Origin of the sequence: Vibrio rotiferianus CAIM 577 = LMG 21460 (assembly GCF_002741985.1) — a bacterium.
In the GTDB taxonomy this organism is placed as follows: Bacteria; Pseudomonadota; Gammaproteobacteria; order Enterobacterales; family Vibrionaceae; genus Vibrio; species Vibrio rotiferianus.
The window spans coordinates 115,141-132,970 of sequence record NZ_APHW01000021.1 but is presented as its reverse complement, the minus strand read 5'-3'; the positions used below and the strand labels follow the sequence as shown (position 1 = coordinate 132,970).

Below are 17,830 nucleotides of genomic sequence, written 5' to 3'. Positions count from 1 at the left end.
CTAGCGAATACTTATTAACTAGTATTTATTGCTGAATATGAATGGTATTTACAGAATTATTAGTTTTTTTGCTACATTTTTATGGCAAATTACTTCAATGATTGCTAATGTGTGCCGCAGTCTTTGTAAGGTTTTAGAGTTTTGTGCTCAGAAAGTGCGCTAAAAAGTTCTAAAATGCTGACCGTTCCAGTCCCTTGCAGAGAAGTCATGGATGCTAATGAAAAACTCGGAGTTTTACGCATGTATAAGAACAAAATCACTCAAGCCCTTCTTCTAGGTGCTGGTCTGGCAGTGGCTGCCGCTTCTACTACCGCTTTTGCTGCTGATGTTCCAGCAGGTACTAAACTAGCTGATAAACAAGAACTTGTTCGTGGTAACGGTACTGAAGTTGCGACAATTGACCCGCATAAATCTCAAGGTGTTCCTGAGTCACACGTGATTCGTGATCTTCTTGAAGGCTTGGTGAATCAGAATGCAGATGGCGACACTATCCCTGGTGTTGCTGAAAGCTGGGAAACCCCAGACAACAAAACCTTCACTTTCCACCTACGTAAAGACGCAAAATGGTCTAATGGCGAGCCTGTAACAGCACAAGACTTCGTGTTCAGCTGGCAGCGTGCTGTCGATCCTGCAACTGCTTCTCCTTATTCTTGGTACATGGAATACACCAAGATGAAGAATGCGAAAGATATCGTTGCGGGTAAAAAAGACAAAAGCGAGCTAGGTGTTAAGGCGACTGATGATCACACTCTAGTCGTTGAACTAGATACTGCGGTTCCTTACTTTGTAATGATGACTGGCCACACAACAATGAAACCAGTTCACAAAGGAACAGTTGAGAAGTTCGGTGATCAATGGACGAAACCAGCAAACTTCGTAGGTAACGGTGCATACGTAGTAAATAACTGGGTTGTGAACGAGCGTCTAGAGCTGACTCGTAACGAGCAGTACTGGGATAACAGCAAAACAGTCATCAACAAGGTTACTTTCCTACCTATCGAAAACGCAGTAGCGGAAATGAACCGTTTCCTATCTGGCGAGATCGATTTCACATCAACGCTACCGACTGAGCACTTTAAGCGTCTGCAAAAAGAGCATCCTGAGTCAGTATCGGTTGAGGGTAGCCTGTGTACTTACTACTACTCATTCAACACGAAGAAAGAACCATTTAACGACGTTCGTGTTCGTAAAGCGATTTCTTACGCGATTGACCGTGATATCGTTGCAAAAGCAATCCTTGCTCAAGGCCAAAAACCAGCATACTTCCTAACGCCTGAAATTACAGCGCACTTCGACCCTGAGCTACCAGTTTACGGTAAGATGACGCAAAAAGAGCGTAACGCAGAAGCTGCACGCCTTCTTGAAGAAGCGGGTTACGGTAAAGGCAACCCACTTAAGTTCTCTCTTCTTTACAACACGAACGAGAACCACAAGAAGCTAGCTGTTGCTCTAGGTTCAATGTGGAAGAAAACGCTTGGTCTAGACGTTACACTAGAAAACCAAGAGTGGAAAACATACCTATCTACTAAAGATCAAGGTGATTTCGAAGTTGCACGCGCTGGTTGGTGTGGCGACTACAACGAAGCATCTTCATTCCTAACCCTTATGGTTAGCTCGAACACTACTGGTGGTCAGCACTGGGGTAGTAAAGAGTACGACGCACTGATCGACAAAGCACTTAAGTCGACTTCAGAAGAAGAGCGTACTCAAATTTACCTAGATGCTGAAAAGCTGATGGCGAAAGAAATGCCAATCGCACCAATTTACCAGTACGTGCGTTCACGTCTACTAAACCCGCACGTTGGTGGTTTCCCTGCTAACAACGCGGAAGAGAAGATCTACTCAAAAGATCTTTACATCAAAGCTAACTAATCGTTTAGCTTCAAAACTATAAGAATAAGGCACACGCGCATCCTTTAGGCTGCGTGTGTTGCCTATCATCAATTTTTTAACTGTCACAGACTGAAAGAGTGAGTTTATGCTTAAATTCATCGCAAAAAGGATATTTGAGGCGATCCCAACAATGTTGGTTTTGATCACCGTATCTTTCTTTCTCATGCGTTTCGCACCGGGTAACCCATTCTCGAGCGAGCGTCCATTACCGCCAGAAGTTATGGCGAACATTGAAGCCAAATACGGCCTAGATAAGCCAGTATTTGAGCAATACACCACGTATTTGACTAACGTAATCCAAGGTGACTTTGGTCCTTCATTCAAATACTTAGATTACACAGTAAACGAGCTAATCTCGGTAGCACTCCCAGTATCGGCGAAGGTAGGCTTTATTGCCTTTATCTTCACGGTGATTCTGGGGGTAACGATCGGGACCATAGCCGCGCTCAAACAAAACTCGTGGCTTGATTACACCATTATGTCGACGGCGATGCTTGGGGTCGTAATGCCATCCTTCGTACTAGCGCCTGCTCTGATTTACTTGTTCTCACTCCACTGGAATTTATTCCCTGCGGGTGGTTGGCATGATGGATCATGGCAATACTTAGTGTTACCAGTCATTGCCATGTCACTGCTTTATGTTGCCACGTTTGCTCGTATCACTCGTGGTTCTATGATCGAGACATTGAACAGTAACTTTATTCGTACTGCTCGTGCGAAAGGTCTAAGTTACCGTTACATCATCCTGAAACACGCATTAAAACCAGCGTTACTGCCAGTGGTGTCCTACATGGGACCAGCGTTTGTCGGCATTATTACCGGCTCGGTGGTTGTTGAGACCATCTTTGGTCTGCCTGGTATCGGTAAGCTGTTCGTAAACGCAGCCTTCAACCGTGACTACTCGCTAGTAATGGGGGTAACCATTCTGATTGGTTTCCTATTCATCTTGTTCAACGCTATCGTTGATATTCTGCTAGCAATGATTGACCCGAAAATTCGCTACTAACAGGGAAGTATGGTTATGTTAACGAAAAAAGAGAATCTTGAAGCGGTCGAGAAATTTGCAGAGAACCTGGAAGTTGAAGGCCGTAGTTTGTGGCAAGACGCCCGTATCCGCTTTATGCGTAACAAAGCGGCGATGGTGAGCTTGTTCATTCTTACATTGATGACCCTTGCGGTAATCTTCCTGCCAATGTTGGCACCTTACACATTTGATGATACAGACTGGTACGCAATGCACGTTGGTCCAAGTGCTGAGCACTGGTTCGGTACTGACAGCTTAGGTCGTGACCTTTACGTACGTACGCTAATTGGTGGTCGTATCTCTCTAATGGTTGGTGTTCTAGGTGCATTGGTTGCGGTTGTGATTGGTACGCTTTACGGTGCGGCTTCTGGCTTCATCGGCGGTAAAGTTGACCGTATCATGATGCGTATTCTTGAAATCCTATACGCGGTTCCGTTCATGTTCCTAGTTATCGTACTGGTAACATTCTTCGGTCGTAACATCGTTCTTATCTTCGTCGCTATCGGTGCTATCGCATGGCTAGATATGGCTCGTATCGTACGTGGTCAAACACTAAGTCTGCGTAGTAAAGAGTTTATTGAAGCGGCACACGTTTGTGGTGTGAGCAAGTGGAAGATCATTACTCGCCATATCGTACCAAACGTACTGGGTATCGTAGCGGTTTACTCAACACTACTTATCCCAAGCATGATTCTTACTGAGTCATTCCTTTCATTCCTTGGTCTTGGTGTACAGGAACCAATGACAAGTTGGGGCGCACTTCTACAAGAAGGTTCGCAAACAATGGAAGTGGCAATCTGGCAGCTGGCGTTCCCCGCAGCATTCATGGTTGTGACTCTATTCTGCTTCAACTACGTTGGTGACGGTCTGCGCGATGCGCTGGATCCAAAAGACAGATAATTAAAAATAGAAAGAATAAAGGAAGCAATGATGAGTTTATTAGATGTCAAAGATCTGCGCGTCGAATTTACCACGCAAGATGGTATCGTAACCGCAGTAAACGATTTGAACTTCTCTCTGAATCAAGGTGAAACCCTAGGTATCGTAGGTGAGTCTGGTTCAGGTAAGTCACAAACTGTATTCGCAATCATGGGACTACTGGCTAAGAACGGTATTATCTCTGGTAGTGCAAAATTCGAAGGTAATGAGATTCTTAACCTTCCAGAAAAAGAGCTGAACAAGGTTCGTGCGGAACAGATCGCGATGATCTTCCAAGACCCGATGACGTCTCTTAACCCATACATGAAAGTGAGTGATCAGCTGATGGAAGTACTGATGCTGCACAAAGGTATGGGTAAAGCAGAAGCGTTCGAAGAGTCGGTTCGCATGCTTGAAGCAGTAAAAATCCCAGAAGCTCGTAAGCGTATCACCATGTACCCACACGAGTTCTCAGGCGGTATGCGTCAGCGTGTAATGATCGCAATGGCACTACTGTGTCGTCCAAAACTGCTTATTGCGGATGAGCCAACTACGGCATTGGACGTTACGGTTCAAGCGCAGATCATGGACCTGCTTAACGAACTGAAATCTGAGTTCAACACTGCAATCATCATGATCACGCACGACCTTGGTGTCGTAGCGGGTTCTTGTGACAAAGTACTTGTGATGTACGCAGGTCGTACCATGGAGTACGGCACGGTGAACGAAATCTTCTACAACCCAAGCCACCCTTACGCGGAAGGTCTATTGAAGGCGATTCCTCGTTTGGATACAGAAGGCGAGATCCTGCCAACGATTCCAGGTAACCCGCCAAACTTGCTTCGTCTACCACCTGGCTGTCCTTACCAAGATCGCTGCCACCGTGTGATGGATCGTTGTAAGCGTGAAGCACCAATTCTGACGCCGTTTGGTGATGGCCGTCAGCGTGCATGTTTTTCTGAATGGGAGGCTTGGAGCAAATGAGTACAGATAAAAAACTAATTCTGGATGTATCTGATCTGAAAGTTCACTTCAGCATTGCATCAAAATCTGCATGGCCTTGGGCAAAACCTTCAAGCCTAAAAGCGGTAGACGGCGTAAACGTTCGTCTATACGAAGGTGAGACTCTTGGTGTAGTAGGTGAGTCTGGTTGTGGTAAATCGACGTTTGCTCGCGCGATCATTGGTTTGGTTGAAGCAACAGATGGCGAAGTAGTTTGGTTAGGCCAAGACCTAACGAAGATGAAAGACGTCCAACGCCGTGAAACGCGCAAAGAAATTCAAATGATTTTCCAAGATCCTTTGGCTTCTTTGAACCCGCGTATGACAGTCGGCGACATCATCGCTGAGCCGCTAGAGACGTTCTACCCAGAACTGACTAAGCAAGAAGTAAAAGATCGCGTTAAAGAGATGATGGCGAAGGTTGGTCTACTGCCAAACGTGATCAACCGTTACCCACACGAGTTCTCTGGTGGCCAGTGTCAGCGTATTGGTATCGCACGTGCACTTATCCTTAAGCCTAAGATGATCATCTGTGACGAACCGGTATCAGCGCTGGACGTATCGATTCAGGCTCAGGTGGTTAACCTACTGAAAGAGCTACAAAAAGAGCTAGGTCTTTCATTAGTATTTATCGCACACGATTTGTCAGTAGTGAAACACATCTCTGACCGCGTACTGGTTATGTACCTAGGTAACGCTGTTGAGTTGGGTGAAGCGGAGGCATTGTTTGCCGATCCAAAACACCCATACACACGAGCATTGATGTCGGCAGTTCCGATCCCAGATCCTGAATTAGAGCGCAACAAAACCATTCAGATGCTGGAGGGTGACCTACCATCGCCAATCAGTCCGCCTTCAGGTTGTGTGTTCCGTACCCGTTGCCCACAAGCAACAGAAGAGTGTGCGAAGACTAAGCCACATATCGAAGGTTCTGACGTTCACGCAGTATCTTGTCTACACGTAGCAGTGTAATTAAATTCGGCCTGTGACGGGCTTAAGCGCGGCGCCTTTTATAGGGTCGCGCTTTTTTTATGCCTGCAGTTTTTCTTTATGTCTGATTGGCTGACACTATTCTAAATTTGGATCATTCGAAATTCTTGAACAAGTTGTACTAAGTGGCCTGATTCTAAGCTGAGCGAGAATCGCTAATATAGTAGAAAACACAGAACGAGGAGATCAGTCATGGGTAAGTTAGTCGAAGGCGTTTGGCACGACGTATGGTACGAAACTAAATCAAGCGGTGGTAAGTTCGTTCGTGAAGATGCGGGTTTTCGCAACTGGATAAAGAACAAACCTGATGCAACGTTCCAGCCAGAGTCGGGTCGCTACCATTTATATGTTTCACTCGCTTGTCCGTGGGCGCATCGCACACTGATCTTCCGTAAGCTCAAGGGCTTGGAAAAGCACATAGACGTTACTGTGGTATGCCCAGATATGCTAAGTGAAGGCTGGCAAATGGGACTCCCAGAGCCACTATTCGGTCATATCCGCATGCACCAGATCTACACCCAAGCTAAGTCCGATTATACTGGGCGCGTTACCGTTCCAGTTCTGTGGGATAAAAAGACCAACACGATCGTATCGAATGAATCGTCTGAAATCATCCGCATGTTTAACTCTGAGTTCAATGAGTTAACGGGTAATCACGATGACTATTATCCAGAACAACTTCAAAGCGTCATTGATGAGTGGAACGACTACATCTATCCAAACGTGAATAACGGTGTTTACCGCTGCGGATTTGCGACAACGCAAGAGGCGTACGAAGAGGCGTTTGATTCATTGTTTGCCGCTCTGGATAAAATCGATGCACACCTTGCGACGCATCGCTACCTAGCGGGCAATAAAATCACCGAAGCCGACTGGCGGTTGTTTACCACTTTGGTGCGTTTTGACGCCGTGTATGTAGGTCACTTTAAGTGTAATAAACAACGCATCGCGGATTACCCAAATATTCAGGGTTATTTGAAAGAGCTTTATCAAGTGGAAGGCGTGGCTGAGACTACCGACTTCTACCACATTAAGCGCCACTACTATTTCAGCCATACGGGTATCAACCTACGCAAGTGGTACCAAAAGGCCCTGAACTAGATTTGGATTCACCCCATGACCGAGATTTAATCTAACTTCAAGCTCTCCGAGAAAAGCGCCATCTGATGTGCGCTTTTTCTTTTTTCTCAATATCTTCCAACCATCACAACTTCTTTCCGCTCATAACATAAACTGATGATATAACGGCCGATCTTGGACTGAGGTGGGGTATGGATATCAATGAGTTCGTCAGTGGTGAGCAGCTAATTTGGAATCTGTTTATTGCACTATTACTGGGTGCGATTGTGGGCACACAACGTGGTTGGGTGATGCGCAATAGTGTCGAAGGTAGCCGCGTGGCAGGTATTCGAACCTTTTCCTTAGTTGGATTACTTGGTGGTTTGGTTGGGATTCTTGCCAATATCTATACACCTTTACTGATTGGCTTTGCTCTAATCGCACTGGTTATCCTTGCTTGTATCGCATTTGTCATTCAACAACGAAAGAGTGAGGACATTAGCATCACAGGTGTGGTTAGCTTAGTGATTACTTTTGTTCTTGGCTGTTTGACCGTTTCTGGCGAACCTGTTCTGGCAGCTGGAGCAGCGGTCATTACTGCGGTTGTACTCGATAATAAGAAAGAGCTTCACCATGCCCTACAAAGGCTGCAAGAGTATGAGCTTGATGCAGCTTTACGTCTGCTACTCATTTCCATCGTTTTATTACCACTTCTTCCGAATCAAGCTTATGGTCCTTGGAGTGCGCTCAACCCTTATGAAATCTGGTGGATGGTCGTACTAATTGCCAGTATTTCATTTGTCGGTTATTTCGCGATTAAGATTGGTGGCGCGAAGCGGGGCATTTTGTTTACGTCTGTCTTTGCTGGGTTAAGTTCTTCTACCGCACTTACGCTACAGTTTTCTCACCTCTCTCGTGAGCAAGCCAATATAAGCCCTTTGCTTGCCAGTGGCATACTACTGAGTTGTGGGACTATGTTCCCTCGTTTGTTAATCGTTCTTTCGGTGATTAACCCGCAATTAGTCGCTTTATTGTGGCCAATAGTGCTCATCATGATGGTCGCTCTTTATCTGCCTGCTTGGTGGATATGGCGTCGGAGCGAGATAGGGAAAGTGGAGCAATCTAATAAACAGCGTAACCCTTTAGCACTTCAATCGGCACTGTTCTTTGGCGTAGTGTTGGCGGCCATTATGCTGTTGTCCCATGCGCTGTCAGACTGGTTTGGTAATGCCGGGGTATTGATATTATCTGCGCTTTCAGGCATCACCGATGTCGATGCTATCTCGTTGGCTCTTGGACGACAAAGTACCCAAACCTTGAGTGTGACGACTGCCGCACTTGGTATTTTGATTGCTGCGTCTGTAAATACCATCGTTAAGATGGGGATGGTCGTTGCGATAGGGGATAAAGCGCTGTCGGCAAAAGTGGCACCGGTAATGATTGGCTGTGTGCTTTCTGGGGCTGCTTTGTTTTTGGTGATTTATTGATTATTCAAACCAAAAGGTAAAAAAAACCTCGCCGAGGCGAGGTTTTGTTATCTTGCAAGAAGCGCGGTTATTAGTTAACTGCTTTCTCTTTTGCTTGGTCAGCTTGATCTGCCTGAATCGCAGTTAGAGCAACTGTGTATACGATATCGTCTACTAGTGCACCGCGAGATAGATCGTTTACAGGCTTACGCATACCTTGCAGCATTGGACCGATAGATACTAGGTCTGCTGAACGCTGTACCGCTTTGTAAGTCGTGTTACCAGTGTTTAGGTCTGGGAATACGAATACAGTCGCTTTACCTGCTACTGGAGAGTTAGGCGCTTTAGAAGCAGCTACGTTTTCCATGATCGCTGCGTCGTACTGTAGAGGACCGTCGATCACTAGATCTGGACGTTTCTCTTGAGCAATCTTAGTTGCTTCACGTACTTTATCTACGTCTGCACCCTTACCAGATTCACCAGTAGAGTAAGAGATCATAGCAACGCGTGGGTCGATACCGAATGCTGCTGCAGAATCAGCAGATTGGATAGCGATTTCAGCTAGCTGTTCCGCTGTTGGATCTGGGTTGATCGCACAGTCACCGTAAACCAATACTTGGTCAGGCAGTAGCATGAAGAATACAGAAGATACGATAGAAGCATCAGGTGCAGTCTTGATGATTTGGAACGGAGGAACGATAGTGTTCGCTGTGGTGTGAACCGCACCAGAAACTAGACCGTCTACTTCGTCGTTCTCAAGCATCATTGTGCCTAGGAATACTGAATCTTGTAGTTTCTCGCGAGCAACAACTTCAGTCATGCCTTTCGCGCCACGTAGCTCAACTAGACGAGCCACGTAGTTTTCACGAACTTCATCAGAGTTGATGATAGTTACGCCAGCACCTAGTGTTACGCCTTGCTGCTCTGCAACGCGACGGATTTCGTCTGGGTTACCTAGAAGCACACACTCCGCGATGCCGCGCTCAGCACAGATAGCCGCAGCTTTAACTGTACGTGGCTCGTCACCTTCAGGAAGAACGATACGCTTGCCAGCTTTACGAGCGAACTCAGTTAGCTGGTAACGGAATGCTGGTGGGCTTAGACGACGAGACTTTTGAGTACCTTCAGTCATAGACTCGATCCAGTTACCGTCGATGTGACCAGCAACGTGCTCGTTGATGAACTCGATACGCTCTTTATCGTCTGCAGGAACTTCGATAGAGAAGCTCTGTAGGTTCAGAGAAGTTTGCCAAGTGTTACCTTGTGCTTTGAAGATCGGTAGACCAGTTTCGAATGCTGGCTTACATAGACCCACGATTTCTTCTGGGATGTCGTAACCGCCAGTTAGAAGCACTGCACCGATATCAACGCCGTTCATTGCTGCAAGTGCAGCTGCAACGATAACGTCTGGACGGTCTGCAGAAGTAACAAGTAGAGAGCCTGGTTTGAAGTGCTCAATCATGTTTGGCAGAGAACGTGCACAGAAAGTGATGCTCTTAATACGACGAGTTGCGATGTCACCTTCGTTGATAATGTCAGCGTTTAGGTGCTGAGCCATATCGATTGCACGAGTAGCGATAAGATCGATGCTCCATGGCACGCAACCTAGTACACGAATTGGAGAAGTGTTGAAGATTTCCATCACTTTCATTTCGTTTTGCTTCGCGCTGTCTGCATCGTCAAAGATTTCAGATAGGTCAGGGCGAGTACGGCCAGCTTCATCAACAGGTGCGTTTAGCTTGTTGATGATTACGCCAGAGATGTTCTTGTTCTTAGTACCACCGAAGTTAGAACATGCTACTTCAATGCGCTCTTTAAGTTGAGCTGGGTTATCTGTACCAGGAGTTGCAACAAGAACGATTTCCGCGCCTAGTGTTGCTGCGATTTCCGCGTTCACTTGGTTAGCGAATGGGTGCTTACGAGTTGGTACTAGACCTTCGATAAGCGTTACATCTGCATCTTTGTTGATTTGGTTGTAACGCTCAACAACAGTTTCTAGTAGCTCGTCCATGTTGTCGTTACCGATTAGGCTTTCAGCAACAGACATCGCTACAGGTTGACCAATCTTCATATCGCTGTTGTAGCCAACGATAGTTGAAGTTAGATCTGGTTGATCACCGCCAGAACGTGGCTGTGAAATTGGTTTGTAGAAAGAAACTTTAACGCCTTTGCGCTCCATTGCGCGAAGAACACCCATGCTTACGCTAGTTAGACCAACACCAGCACTTGCAGGGATAAGCATAATAGTACGAGACATTCGTAGAGTACCTTTAGCTATTGGGGGGGGATAAAAGCTCAACTCTTATTCCATGAAAATTCAGAGAATAGGAGTTAAGCCCCTAATAAATTCTTTGGAAGAAAAACTGGCTAGCCAATCGGCTAGCCAGTTTAATCATTAAAGACCTGCTAGACGTGCAGTGTCTTCAGCGATAACTAGCTCTTCGTTAGTAGAGATAACCATTGCAGGGATACGGCTGTTTGCAGTAGTGATAGTACCTTCACCACCGAAACGTGCTTTAAGGTTTGCTTCGCTGTCTACTTCGATGCCGAAGATAGCTAGACGGTTAAGAACCATTTCACGGATAGGGCCAGAGTTCTCGCCGATACCGCCAGTGAAAGTGATTGCGTCTAGACGGCCTTCCATTGAAGCTGTGTAACCCGCTACGTATTTAGCTAGACGGTGACAGAACACGTCCATTGCGCGAGTTGCTTCTTCTTTCTCACCGTAGTTGTCTTCAACGAAACGACAGTCAGAAGTCACTTCAGTTAGACCAGCAAGACCAGACTCTTTAGTTAGCATGTTGTTGATTTGTTCAACAGAGTAACCTAGAGCGTCGTGTAGGTGGAAGATGATCGCTGGATCGATGTCACCACAACGAGTACCCATTACTAGACCTTCAAGAGGAGTTAGACCCATAGAAGTGTCTACAGATTTACCGTTCTTGATTGCACAAACAGAAGCACCGTTACCTAGGTGACAGTTGATGATGTTTACTTCTTCAACTGGCTTGTCTAGTAGGTTAGCAACTTCACGAGTGATGAACAGGTGTGAAGTACCGTGCATGCCGTAACGACGGATGCCGTGCTCTTTGTATAGGTTGTATGGAAGAGCGTATAGGAAAGACTCTTCAGGCATAGTTTGGTGGAACGCAGTGTCAAATACAGCAACGTTTTTAAGCTCTGGGAAGTTTACTTTAGCAGCTTCGATACCGATAAGGTGTGCTGGGTTGTGAAGAGGTGCGAAAGTCGCAGCGTCTTGAATACCCTTTAGAACTTCATCAGTGATCAGTGCAGATTGAGTGAACTGCTCACCACCGTGTACGATACGGTGACCGATAGCGCCTAGGTTAGCTTTAAGCTCTGGCTTAGAAGCAAGAATAGTTTCTACCATGAATGATAGTGCTTCTACGTGAGCTGCGCCTGCACCAAGTTGAGCTTCGTGCTTGCCGTCAAGTTTCCATTTCATACGAGCTTCTGGAAGACCAAGACACTCTGCAAGACCTGTTAGGTGCTCTGCACCTGTTTCTGCATCAACAACAGCAAATTTAAGAGAAGAACTACCACAGTTTAAAACTAAAACTAGCTTAGACATGTATGACTACCTGTTTATTCGTCTGACAAAAAAATCAGTTAAGGATGAAAATCAATCACAAGAATAGACGATACCAGCAAGGCTGCGCACTAATCTTGGTCAAAAATTGTTCTAATTCCATATAAAAGAATAGTGATGAACCCATCCATCACTATGATGCGATCCGTGCAGATAGGAATCTCGGAGTTGCTTAAATTGTAAATAACGGCAACAATGAGATTGAGGGTCTGCAAAGGATAGCGATAATAGGCAATGATAACAAAAAAATTTTGAAAGAATATTAACTTTCATCAATTTTTTGCGCCTTCAGTTGAAATGTTCAACTATTTTTTAGTGAGAGAGCGGTATGAGCAAACAAGTCGGATTGATCCATAGCCTGAAAGACGGCCAACGCTACATGGAGATCTGGCCGGTTCGTAAAGAGCTGAACGCCATTTTTCCCGAACAACGCATTATCAAAGCAACACGCTTTGGCATTAAAGTTATGCCAGCAGTCGCGGCGATCAGTGTGCTCACTCAAATGGCTTTTAATAATTACAACGCGCTACCGCAAGCCATCGTGGTTGCATTATTCGCGATCAGTATGCCACTGCAAGGCATGTGGTGGTTGGGCAGTCGTTCAAATACTAAGTTACCGCCTACGCTGGCGTCTTGGTACCGTGAATTACACCAAAAGATCACTGAGTCAGGTTTCGCACTTGAACCAGTAAAAGCGCGTCCAAGATACAAAGAATTGGCGGTGATCTTAAACCGAGCATTCCGCCAACTAGATAAGACAGCACTCGAGCGTTGGTTCTAAACATCGAAACTAATCACTATCACTGAAATGGAGTGTGCAATTGCCACTCCATTTTTTATGCCCGCAATTCTTATTTCACTCCTTTCGTATTTGCAATAACCGCTTTACGTACCGATTGTAAGATCACAAATGTTACTCTGTTGTTAAATCTTGCTTTTCTTTCCCGAGACTTAGCGTTAATAATGAAAAACAGATGCACAAAAAGTGCACAGTTTTAAACACAACATCCCATCTTCCTCATTATTTCTGTTGAGCATTCATTTTCGAAGAGGCTTTCAGTTCAAGGACGAAGAGACATCAAGGAGTCATGATGAAAACGAAACATTTATTAGCTACTGCCATTCTTACCGCGACCACTGTTTTTTCCTCTGCCAATGTGCTTGCTAACACTGCCACTGTTGCGGTTTCACAAATCGTAGAACACCCTGCACTCGATGCGACTCGTCAGGGCTTGGTAGATGGCCTGAAAGCAAAAGGCTATGAGCAAGGGAAGAATTTGGAGTTTGACTACAAAACGGCACAAGGTAACCCAGCTATAGCGGTACAGATTGCACGTCAATATGTGGGTGAAAGCCAGATGTGCTTGTGGGCATAGCAACACCATCAGCACAGGCTTTGGTTTCTGCTACTCGTTCTATCCCAGTGGTGTTTACTGCGGTAACGGATCCTGTGGGCGCAAAGCTTGTGAAATCCATGCATCAGCCGGGTAAAAATGTCACAGGTCTTTCTGATTTGTCTCCTGTGGCGCAGCACGTTGCACTGATTCAAGAAATTTTGCCGAAAGCTAAATCCATTGGGGTGGTCTACAACCCTGGTGAGGCAAATGCAGTGACACTGGTGCAGCTGTTAAAAGAGAGCGCGGAAGCAAATGGCCTTGAAGTGGTAGAAGCGACGGCACTGAAGAGCGCAGATGTACAATCTGCGACTCAAGCTATTGCAGCTAAGTCAGATGTGATTTATGCACCGACAGATAACACAGTAGCTAGCGCGATTGAAGGTATGATCGTCGCAGCGAATCAGGCGAAGAAACCCGTCTTTGGTGGGGCGACTTCTTATGTAGAAAAAGGAGCGATTGCCAGTTTAGGTTTTGATTACTATCAGGTTGGTGTTCAAACTGCTGACTATGTTGCTGCGATTTTGGAAGGGCAAGAGCCGGGCAAGTTAGATGTCAAAGTAGCAACAGGCTCTGATCTGGTTGTGAATGAAGGTGCGGCAACTAAGCTGGGTATTCAACTACCGAGCTCTGTTGTGAAACGTGCGACTAGCATTCAGTAATAGCCGTGTTCAGGTCGGTTTAACGGCGACCTGACTTGTGCAGAAAGGAGCAGTTATGTCTGCATTTGCTTTTTTTGGAGCCCTCGAGATAGGCCTTATCTACGGTTTAGTTGCCTTGGGCGTCTACCTTACGTTTCGAGTACTAGATTTCCCCGACTTAAGTGTTGACGGTAGCTTTCCTATGGGTGCCGCCGTCGCCGCAACCGCTATTGTGGCGGGTATCAATCCTTGGGTTGCGACAGGAATGGCAGTCATTGCAGGTGGCATGACAGGGTGGGTGACCGCTTTTCTAGCGGTTCGCTGTGGAATCCTTCATCTATTGGCTTCCATTCTTACCATGATTGCGGCGTTTTCTATCAACATTCGCATCATGGGCAAGCCGAACATGGCGCTGCTTGGAGAAGACACTATTCTTACCCCTTTTGAATCGATCGGCGATGCTATGTATATCCGACCTTTGATTGTCGGTGTGCTGGTATTACTTTCCGCGCTATTTGTCGTGCGTCTTCTTAACAGCGATTTCGGTTTAGGGTTAAGAGCGACAGGGGTAAACGCCCGAATGGTGGCAGCGCAAGGGGCGAGTACTGGCTTTTACACTTACTTTGGCTTAGCGCTGTCTAACGGATTTGTTGGTTTTGCTGGGGCGTTATTTGCTCAGACCAACAGCTTTGCCGATGTCACCTCTGGTGTGGGTACCATCGTAGTTGGTCTTGCGGCGGTTATTCTTGGACAAACCCTTATTCCAGGGCGGAAAATCTGGGTTGCAGTTTGTGCGGTGATTATTGGTTCGGTGCTTTATCGCCTAGCAGTAGCATTTGCCCTGAGTTCGGGAATGTTTGGCCTACAAGCATCGGATCTAAATTTGGTTACAGCCGTACTCGTCGCGGTAGCTTTAATTGCGCCGAAATTGAAACAGAGAATGAAAGCCAAACAACGAGTGTCGAATGCAAAACAAGCGGCATCGAAAAATGGATCAGGAGAGGCACTATGATTGAACTCAATGATATTCAAGTGACCTTCAATCCCGGCACTATTTTGGAAAACAGAGCGTTAAAAGGGGTGTCTTTAGAAGTACCTGAGCATGAGTTCCTCACCGTGATTGGATCCAACGGCGCGGGTAAATCAACGCTACTTGGTGCGGTGACGGGCGAAACGCCAATGATTGGCGGGCAAGTGATTATAGGGGGGGGCAAGATGTTACGCGTAAGAGGGTTGCACAACGCGCCACTCAATGTGCTCGCGTATTCCAAGACCCACTAGCAGGTACTTGTGGGGATTTGTCCATTGAAGAAAACATGGCGCTTGCTTACATGCGGGGTCAGCGTCGCGGGTGGGGGATGGCGCTCTCAGCGAAACGTCGCAAGCTGTTTCAAGAGCGCATCAGCATTCTGGGTTTAGGCTTGAAGATCGCCTTGGTGACAGCATTGGGCTGCTTTCTGGGGGGGGCAGCGTCAAGCGGTTAGTCTGGTTATGGCAACACTATCAGACAGTAAGCTACTACTGCTTGATGAACATACGGCTGCGTTAGACCCTCGTATGGCGGCTTTTGTTATTGACCTGACTAAGCGCATTGTCACCGAGTTTAATCTTACGGTAATGATGGTGACACACTCGATGAAGGATGCTCTGGCCTGTGGTGACAGGACAGTAATGTTGCACCAAGGAGAAATTGTTCTTGATGTAGCGGGTGATCAGCGAGCGAATATGCAAGTACCAGACTTATTGGAAATGTTTTCTAAAGTGCGTGGAGAGGAGTTGGCAGATGACAGCTTGTTGTTGAACTAGCTTAGAGTGTTTGTCGACTACGCCTACCAAATGTGATCCTCCTTGAGAAAATGACCCGTACGGTATTTTTAAAAGGAGGATTTTTATATGGGTACTCTTTATTAAAATAGTGGAATATTCCAATACTAAGAGCGCTTACCATGACCCTTCCATTTATCTTCCATAGCCAAACTGAAGATGGCCTTGTTTTTGATGGTGAACGGCTTACCGTCATTTTGAAAACCGAAAACATCGAGTTTGATAGCGTGTATGTACGCTGTGAACCAGACAACGAAGAATACCTCCTAGAGATGAAGCCTTGTGGTAATGCTGGTGAGCTTCAGCTGTGGCAAGCACAATTTGCAGCGAACCGAGACCGTGACGTCACCCATTATGTGTTCAAGCTGATCAAAGGCAACCACCAGCTTTGGCTTGATGGCAGAGGCGTGCATAAGCGTATGCCGCCGAAAGAGTTCCACTTTAAGTTGAACACGCAGTCTCAACCTCCTCGCTGGGTGCAAGAACAGGTCTTCTACCAGATATTTCCTGATCGCTTTGCGGCTAGCCAAGATGAGAAATCGATTCGAAATGCTTACGCTCAATACGACCCAGAAATTTTAGTAAAACCTTGGGGGGGGAGGCGGTTGGGTCTCACCAAAATACGGGCGCAAGAGAGTTTTTCGGTGGTGATTTAAAAGGTGTTGAGCAGAAGCTTGATTACTTGGATGAGTTGGGTGTGACAGCGTTGTACTTCAACCCAATTTTTACTGCACCAAGTAATCATAAATATGACACTACGGATTATTTCACGATCGATCCAATGTTTGGAAGCAATGAACTGTTTGCAGATTTGTGTGAACGAATTCATGGCAAGCAAATGAAGGTAGTTTTGGATGCGGTATTTAATCACACCTCAGTGGAGCACCCTTGGTTCGATATAAAACAAGAAGGTCTTGGGGCGTATGGAAACCCAAATTCAGATTTTCGTGACTATTACTTCTTCGAGGGAGAAACCAATAATTACATTGGCTGGAAAGGTATTGCTAGCCTACCCGTTCTGAACTTTGAAAATGAGCAGGTGCGCGATTACATCTATCAAAGTGAAGAGGCCGTAATCAAATATTGGCTCAAACCACCATATTCTGTCGATGGTTGGCGTTTTGATGTCATTCATATGTTGGGTGAAGGCGATGGTGCGAAAAACAACGCGCACTATGTGGAAGCTTTCCGTCAAGCAACCAAATCAACCAACCCTAATGCGTATGTGTTAGGTGAACACTTCTTTGAGGCGACGCAATGGCTGCAAGGCGGCCAAGAGGATGGAGCGATGAACTACTATGGTTTTGCCCATCCAGTGCGAGCATTTGTAGCTAAAAAAGATATTGCTTATGACCCGATCATGATTGGTGGACTGGATTTTAAAGAATGGTTAGATGAAGCAAGAGCAAAAATTCCTTGGCACAACCAACTATCCCAACTGAATCAGTTGGACAGCCACGATACTGCGCGCTTTCTTTCTCTGATTAAAGGGGACAACAAACGGATGGAATTAGCATTAATCATGCTGATGACGTACGTAGGAGTACCATGTGTTTATTATGGCAGTGAAGTTGGCCTAGAAGGCGGTTTGGATCCGGATAACAGACGCTGTTTCCCTTGGGAAGAGGTTGCAAAGTCCAAATGGTTGCCAATCTATAAGCGTTGGATTGCCATACGTAGGAACTACCCATGTTTACAATCAGGTAGTCTTCAGTGGTTATATGCGTCTGATGATGTATTGGTCTTTGCAAGACAGCTGGGGAGTGAAGCTGTAATTGTTGCATTGAATTTTAGTGAAGATGTGCAATTGATTGATATTCCGTTATGGAAACTTGGCTTAAATGCTAAACACTTGCTTCAGCTTTGCGAAACTGGCGATAAAGTTGATTATAGGCGTCATTTTTCTGTCAAGATCACACCTTTAACGTCTAGTTTATGGCAAGTGAAGTGACACTTAGCACCTAATTTATTAAAATTTATGAATACTTAAATTAAAAACTATAAACAGCC

At 45.9% G+C, this 17,830-nt stretch carries 13 protein-coding genes and 3 pseudogenes; 14 read left to right on the top strand and 2 right to left on the bottom strand.

Translation table 11 applies throughout. From position 1 onward, the window contains the following. The first annotated feature begins 240 nt into the window (after positions 1-240). The 7 genes and pseudogenes from B853_RS10030 (at position 241) to B853_RS10000 (ending at position 8,372) form a co-directional block, all read left to right on the top strand. The gene (locus B853_RS10030; protein ID WP_038887119.1) at positions 241-1,872 is read left to right on the top strand and encodes an ABC transporter substrate-binding protein; all 1,632 of its coding nucleotides are present in this window, start codon (positions 241-243) and stop codon (positions 1,870-1,872) included. A 106-nt stretch (positions 1,873-1,978) separates the two neighbouring features. Then, positions 1,979-2,899: an oligopeptide ABC transporter permease OppB gene (oppB, locus tag B853_RS10025; RefSeq protein ID WP_010449365.1), complete on the top strand. Its 921-nt coding sequence runs from the start codon at positions 1,979-1,981 to the stop codon at positions 2,897-2,899. A gap of 15 nt (positions 2,900-2,914) precedes the next feature. Further along, positions 2,915-3,817, top strand: a complete 903-nt coding sequence (gene oppC / locus B853_RS10020) for an oligopeptide ABC transporter permease OppC (protein ID WP_005531413.1) — start codon at positions 2,915-2,917, stop codon at positions 3,815-3,817. Positions 3,818-3,847: 30 nt separating this feature from the next. Further along, positions 3,848-4,819 carry an ABC transporter ATP-binding protein gene (gene oppD, locus B853_RS10015; protein WP_010449362.1) on the top strand — a complete coding sequence of 324 codons (972 nt, stop codon included), beginning with the start codon at positions 3,848-3,850 and terminating at the stop codon, positions 4,817-4,819. Next, positions 4,816-5,808, top strand: coding sequence for a murein tripeptide/oligopeptide ABC transporter ATP binding protein OppF (oppF, locus tag B853_RS10010; protein WP_038887118.1), 993 nt, complete (start codon positions 4,816-4,818; stop codon positions 5,806-5,808). The genes oppD and oppF overlap by 4 nt, the downstream gene beginning before the upstream one ends. Positions 5,809-6,018: 210 nt before the next feature. Beyond that, positions 6,019-6,962, top strand: a pseudogene (locus tag B853_RS10005) (glutathione S-transferase family protein). Between the two features lie 135 nt (positions 6,963-7,097). Next, positions 7,098-8,372: an MgtC/SapB family protein gene (locus tag B853_RS10000; RefSeq protein WP_038887115.1), complete on the top strand. Its 1,275-nt coding sequence runs from the start codon at positions 7,098-7,100 to the stop codon at positions 8,370-8,372. A gap of 70 nt (positions 8,373-8,442) precedes the next feature. On the opposite strand, the gene pta is transcribed toward B853_RS10000, so the two are convergent. Together pta and B853_RS09990 are read right to left on the bottom strand one after the other, a co-directional pair. After that, the gene (gene pta, locus B853_RS09995) at positions 8,443-10,608 is read right to left on the bottom strand and encodes a phosphate acetyltransferase (RefSeq protein WP_010449357.1); all 2,166 of its coding nucleotides are present in this window, start codon (positions 10,606-10,608) and stop codon (positions 8,443-8,445) included. Between the two features lie 138 nt (positions 10,609-10,746). Then, a complete protein-coding gene (locus B853_RS09990; RefSeq protein WP_010449356.1) occupies positions 10,747-11,943 on the bottom strand; it encodes an acetate kinase in 1,197 nt (398 codons plus the stop codon). 346 nt (positions 11,944-12,289) lie between these two features. On the opposite strand from B853_RS09990, the gene yfbV reads away from it, so the two are divergent. The 7 genes and pseudogenes from yfbV to malZ all read left to right on the top strand — a co-directional run bounded on the left by yfbV (position 12,290) and on the right by malZ (position 17,771). Next, a complete protein-coding gene (gene yfbV, locus B853_RS09985) occupies positions 12,290-12,742 on the top strand; it encodes a terminus macrodomain insulation protein YfbV (RefSeq protein WP_010449355.1) in 453 nt (150 codons plus the stop codon). A gap of 310 nt (positions 12,743-13,052) precedes the next feature. Beyond that, positions 13,053-14,017, top strand: a pseudogene (locus B853_RS09975) (ABC transporter substrate-binding protein). A gap of 55 nt (positions 14,018-14,072) precedes the next feature. After that, complete coding sequence (locus B853_RS09970; RefSeq protein WP_038887112.1) at positions 14,073-15,008, top strand: ABC transporter permease; 936 nt, start codon at positions 14,073-14,075, stop codon at positions 15,006-15,008. Further along, complete coding sequence (locus tag B853_RS26680) at positions 15,005-15,277, top strand: ATP-binding cassette domain-containing protein (protein WP_282957158.1); 273 nt, start codon at positions 15,005-15,007, stop codon at positions 15,275-15,277. The genes B853_RS09970 and B853_RS26680 overlap by 4 nt, the downstream gene beginning before the upstream one ends. A 50-nt stretch (positions 15,278-15,327) precedes the next feature. Next, on the top strand, positions 15,328-15,480 hold the full coding sequence (locus B853_RS26675) for a hypothetical protein (protein WP_282957157.1): 153 nt from the start codon (positions 15,328-15,330) through the stop codon (positions 15,478-15,480). A gap of 7 nt (positions 15,481-15,487) precedes the next feature. Further along, on the top strand, positions 15,488-15,802 hold the full coding sequence (locus B853_RS26670; protein ID WP_282957156.1) for an ATP-binding cassette domain-containing protein: 315 nt from the start codon (positions 15,488-15,490) through the stop codon (positions 15,800-15,802). Positions 15,803-15,942: 140 nt separating this feature from the next. Then, positions 15,943-17,771: pseudogene (gene malZ / locus B853_RS09960) on the top strand (maltodextrin glucosidase). Positions 17,772-17,830 lie beyond the last annotated feature (59 nt).